The 4370-nt window shown below is 65.0% G+C and carries 5 protein-coding genes and 1 pseudogene; all 6 read left to right on the top strand.

Translation table 11 applies throughout. The annotated features are described in order from the left end of the window. A partial coding sequence (locus HY852_RS20305) for a sulfatase/phosphatase domain-containing protein (RefSeq protein ID WP_291606603.1) occupies positions 1-255 on the top strand: 255 nt, incomplete at its 5' end. Between the two features lie 150 nt (positions 256-405). Next, on the top strand, positions 406-1719 hold the full coding sequence (locus tag HY852_RS20300; RefSeq protein WP_291606602.1) for a serine hydrolase: 1314 nt from the start codon (positions 406-408) through the stop codon (positions 1717-1719). Positions 1720-1788: 69 nt separating this feature from the next. Continuing rightward, the gene (locus HY852_RS20295) at positions 1789-2883 is read left to right on the top strand and encodes an SGNH/GDSL hydrolase family protein (RefSeq protein ID WP_291606600.1); all 1095 of its coding nucleotides are present in this window, start codon (positions 1789-1791) and stop codon (positions 2881-2883) included. Next, complete coding sequence (locus HY852_RS20290) at positions 2867-3652, top strand: SDR family NAD(P)-dependent oxidoreductase (RefSeq protein ID WP_291606599.1); 786 nt, start codon at positions 2867-2869, stop codon at positions 3650-3652. Before HY852_RS20295 ends, HY852_RS20290 begins: the two co-directional genes overlap by 17 nt. Before the next feature lie 57 nt (positions 3653-3709). Further along, positions 3710-4159: a nuclear transport factor 2 family protein gene (locus HY852_RS20285; protein WP_291606598.1), complete on the top strand. Its 450-nt coding sequence runs from the start codon at positions 3710-3712 to the stop codon at positions 4157-4159. Positions 4160-4195: 36 nt separating this feature from the next. Next, positions 4196-4370 (top strand): annotated as a pseudogene (locus tag HY852_RS27970) (NADP-dependent oxidoreductase); the annotation flags it as partial.

Here is a 4370-nt window from a genome sequence, read left to right as displayed (position 1 = left end):
GTGCGCAGCGAGAACTACGGCTTCGGCATGTTCCGCACGCAGGGCCACAAGCTCGTTGTGTTCGAGGAGACGCGGCAGCCGGTTCAGCTGTTCGATCTGGTGCTCGATCCCGATGAGAACCACAACGTGGTCGACGATCCTACGTATGCCGGTGTCCTCTCGGAACTCATGCGAACGCATGTGATCCCGTTTCTCAATGCGGCAAGGCCACCCTCTGCGCCGCGCACGGCGGCGGGCGTCCAGGACGCGCCGTGATCGGTCGGAGCGGCGAGGCGCTGCGGACCGAGGCAGCAGTCGAGTCGGCCGTTCGCGCCGCCTCTCCGGACGGACGAATCGCCGATCGTCGTCCGGTCGCCGCCGGTGCCGTTGGGGGCTGACACCGATGCTGTCCTCGCCGAGATGGGCATGACGCGCGAGGAGACCAACGAGGCCAGCGGGCGCGGCGTCGCCGGTGCCGCCCGCTGGGTACAGGCGACACGGGCGTTCGCAAGCCGACATCTGGACATGCGCCCCTCGAAAGGGCTCACGCGAGGCGGAATCGTGACTGAACTCCTGGAACGCCGGCTAAGCCGCCGGCGCTTTCTCGCCCGCTCTACAGCTGCGGCGACCGGAGCGGCCGCGCTGATCACCGGGTGTACCTCCGGCGGCGAGAAGAATCCGGGCACGAGCGCGGGTACATCGGGAGGTGGGACAGCGCCGCCTTCACCGCAAGCGACTGCTTCCGGCCAGGCGGCCGCGCCGGCGCTGACGACCGAGAACTTCGAGCGGGCCCACCAGTATTCGGTCGCCCGCGGCGGACTCGGCATGCTGGTCATGAAGGGCGCCGACCTGCTGTTCGAGCGCTATGCGACCGCGGAGCAAGTGCACCGGCTGGCGAGCGGGACGAAGAGCTTCTCCGGCGCAATCGCGGTGGCGGCTATTGAGGACGGCGTCCTGCACGGTTTCGACGAACTCGTATCAGACACCATTACCGAATGGCAGCACGATGCGGCCGCGCCGGGCAAGAAGGACATCACCACCCGGCAGTTGCTCAGTCTGACATCAGGGTTGGAGCCAGCGACAAGCCTGCTGCAGGGCGAGCGCACGCGAGACAACCGATACCGCGCGGCCCTGGGCGTTGAACTCACGATGAATCCGGGGACGGCATTCATGTACGGCCCCAGCCACTTCTACGTCTTCGGCGAGCTGATGCGCCGGAAGCTCCAGTCCCGGAACGAAACTCCACTCGACTACCTCACACGGAGAGTGCTGGACCCCATCGGCCTCCGCATCGCTCAATGGTCGAAGGACGAAGCCGGCAACCCGCATATGCCGGCCGGCGCGTACCTCGCCGCGCGAGAATGGGCGAAGTACGGCAGGCTCATCAAGCAACGGGGAATGTGGCAAGGCAAGAAGATCCTTGACTCAGCCATCCTGGCGGAGTGCTCCCGCGGTTCGGCCGTCAATCCCGGCTACGGACTGACCTTCTGGCTCGGACTACCGATCACCCCCAAGATTGTGACAACGTGCTCCGCCCCACCACGAGACGCGGCGTTCCCCTCAGACCTGGTCGAGGCGGCCGGACACGGCAAGCAGCGGCTCTACATCATTCCGTCGCTGGACCTCGTGGTGGTCCATCAGGCAGAGTCCGCGACATTCCGGGACCGCGAGTTTCTTTCCCTGTTGCTCGGTGCGGAGCCGCCTGTCGCCGGCACGGCGGTGGACGGGCAGTCTGACTGAAGAAGAGACAGGCGGCGTTCCAGGCACGGATCGCCCAGTAGACCGGAGACGAGACGGAGGCGCTGCCCGATGATAGTCCCAGGCAATGATGACCGTCTCAGTTGGAGCGGTGCGATCTCGCTCGAACGGCGGGACGACTGGGTCATGCCCTGGCGAATTCCGCGGGAAGACCTGGACCTGTTTTCGTCCGGGCGTTCCAGCTTGCCGGCCCGCGCTGCTCTCCCTTCAGGAGTACGACTACGTTTTGGCACCGACGCCGGCGGCTTGATCTTCCGGACCGAGCCCATGATTGGGCCAGGCAGCATGGACGTGTGCGTGGATGATGTCGTGGTGGCCACCTCGACCTTCCGGCAAGGCGACACCGACGTGCGCTTCGCCAACTTGCCGGCAGGAGACAAGCCTATCGATCTCTGGCTCAGCTCGTTCGTGCCGTTTTGCCTGCGGGAGATCGAGCTGTCGGATGGAGCGAGCTTCGAGGAGCGGCGAGACGATCGTCCGCGATGGGTTACGTACGGCAGTTCGATTACGCAATGCCGTACGGCGCGGAGTCCGGCATTCACGTGGCCCGGCATCGTGGCGCGCTCGCGACACCTCAACCTCACATCCCTGGGATTTGGGGGGAACTGCCACGTGGATCCCGTGATCGCCCGCCTGATCCGCGACCTTCCGGCCGAACTGATCTCGCTGAAGATTGGCATCAACGTCTTCAACCAGAGCAGCCTGAGCCTGCGCACGTTTCAGCCTGCCCTCATCGGCATGATCACGACCATTCGGGACAGACACCCGGCAACGCCGCTCGTCGTTTGCTCACCGATCTGGAGCGGGAAGCGCGAGGCGGGTCCGAACTCCATCGGCATGACCCTGAAGGTGATGCGCGACGAGATACGGGACGCGGTCGCGTCGTTCGCAGGGCGAGGCGACGAGAAGATCCGGTATGTGAATGGGCTCACGCTGCTCGGCGAGGATGCAGCCGAGCTTCTACCGGATGGACTGCATCCTTCGGCCGCTGGTTACGAAGTGCTTGCAGCAAATTTCTTGAAGAAAGTGTTTGGCACAGATCCGTCCGTTGAGCAGGATCAGGGCGAAGCATCGAGACGGGATCAACTCACGAATGAGATCACGTTGCATGCCGGTCCGGGAGGAACACATGAAGGGCAGACTTGAAGGGCGGCGCGGCATCGTCACCGGGGGCGGAAGCGGCATCGGACGAGGCTGCGCATTGCGCATGGCCATGGAAGGCGCGGCGGTCGCGGTGCTCGACGTACGCATGCCGCTCGCGGAGGCGGTTGCGGCCGACATCCGGGCGAGTGGCGGTCAGGCGATCGCGATCTCCTGTGACGTCGGTTCGGAGGACGATGTCGCCGCGGCCGTGGATCAGGCCACGTCCGAGTTCGGAGGTCTGGATGCCATGGTGGCGGCGGCCGGCATCGCGCCGCGCGGGGCGATCCACGAGCTTCCGCTGCACGAATGGGAGGCGGTGATTCGCGTCAACCTCACCGGTGTCTTCCTCGCGGCAAAACACGTGATTCCGCGACTGATGTCCGCCGGAGGAGGATCGATCGTGACGATTGGTTCAGTCTCATCTGTTGTCATCGGCTCAGGTCGCAGCGCGGTGAGCTACAAGGCCGCCAAAGGCGGCGTCCTCCAACTGACTCGCGCCATCGCTGTCGAGTACGCGAGCCAGGGCATTCGAGCGAACTGCGTGTGTCCGGGCGCGGTCCGAACCGACCTCACCCAGCATTCGCTAGAGGCGGTGCCTCGGACCGAATCCGACACGTCCTACCAACCTCCTCGCTTCACCGTGGAACCACCGATGAGGCGATTCGCCGACCCGTCGGAAATCGCTCCGTCCGTGACCTTCCTGCTATCGGACGAGGCCTCCTTCATGACGGGAGCAGCCGTGATGGTCGACGGCGGGTACACAGCGATCTAGGGCGCTCCGGCTCGGGATCCCCTGGAGGTCAGCGAGCTGAAACGACAAGAGGAGATGATGATCGTGGACGACTTCCAACGCCTGCTCATCGAGCGCGAATGCGAGCGGCTGATACACGCCTACACGCACCTTATCGATTACGGCGAAGCAGCACGCGTCGCTGATCTGTTCACTGACGATGGTACTTGCGAGTCGCCTGAGGCAACGCTCATCGGGCGCGACCGCATCCGCGACAGCTTCCAGGCGCGCCAGGATCGCACCGATCGCACGTCCCGCCACGTATGCACGAACGCACTTCTGAACGTCATCGATGAACGGCAGGCAGAAGGCGTGGTCTACTTCACCCTCTACAGGCACGACGGCGGGGACCTAGGAAGGCCGGCGCCGCTCGAAGGGCCGCTGATGGTGGGCGAGTATCGCGACCGCTTCGTCCGAACCGACGCCGGCTGGAGGTTCGCCCGCCGGAAGACGGGGGTCGGCTTCTACCGCCGTGAAAAGCGAACCTGACAGTCGTCCTTGTAGCGCCGGAACAACGGAGTCCACATGCCATTGAGGAGCCGGGAAGTCCACCTGATCGCCCGACCCGCCGGGATGCCGCGCGAGGAAGAGTTCGCCATCGTCGAGCAGACCGTTCCAGACCCGTCGCCGGGCCAGGTGGAGGTTCAGAATCTCTACATTTCGATCGATCCAGCGCTGCGGCCGCGGCTATCTCGCGGGC

The organism is Bradyrhizobium sp., assembly GCF_016213215.1.
GTDB lineage: Bacteria > Pseudomonadota > Alphaproteobacteria > Rhizobiales > Xanthobacteraceae > Bradyrhizobium.
This window is presented reverse-complemented; position numbering and strand designations above follow the sequence as displayed.

What these genes read in the sequence shown, in the direction of transcription:
- HY852_RS20300 (WP_291606602.1), top strand. Translation starts at nt 406, where the DNA reads ATGACGCGCGAGGAGACCAACGAGGCCAGCGGGCGCGGCGTCGCCGGT.
- HY852_RS20295 (WP_291606600.1), top strand. Translation starts at nt 1,789, where the DNA reads ATGATAGTCCCAGGCAATGATGACCGTCTCAGTTGGAGCGGTGCGATC.
- HY852_RS20290 (WP_291606599.1), top strand. Translation starts at nt 2,867, where the DNA reads ATGAAGGGCAGACTTGAAGGGCGGCGCGGCATCGTCACCGGGGGCGGA.
- HY852_RS20285 (WP_291606598.1), top strand. Translation starts at nt 3,710, where the DNA reads ATGATCGTGGACGACTTCCAACGCCTGCTCATCGAGCGCGAATGCGAG.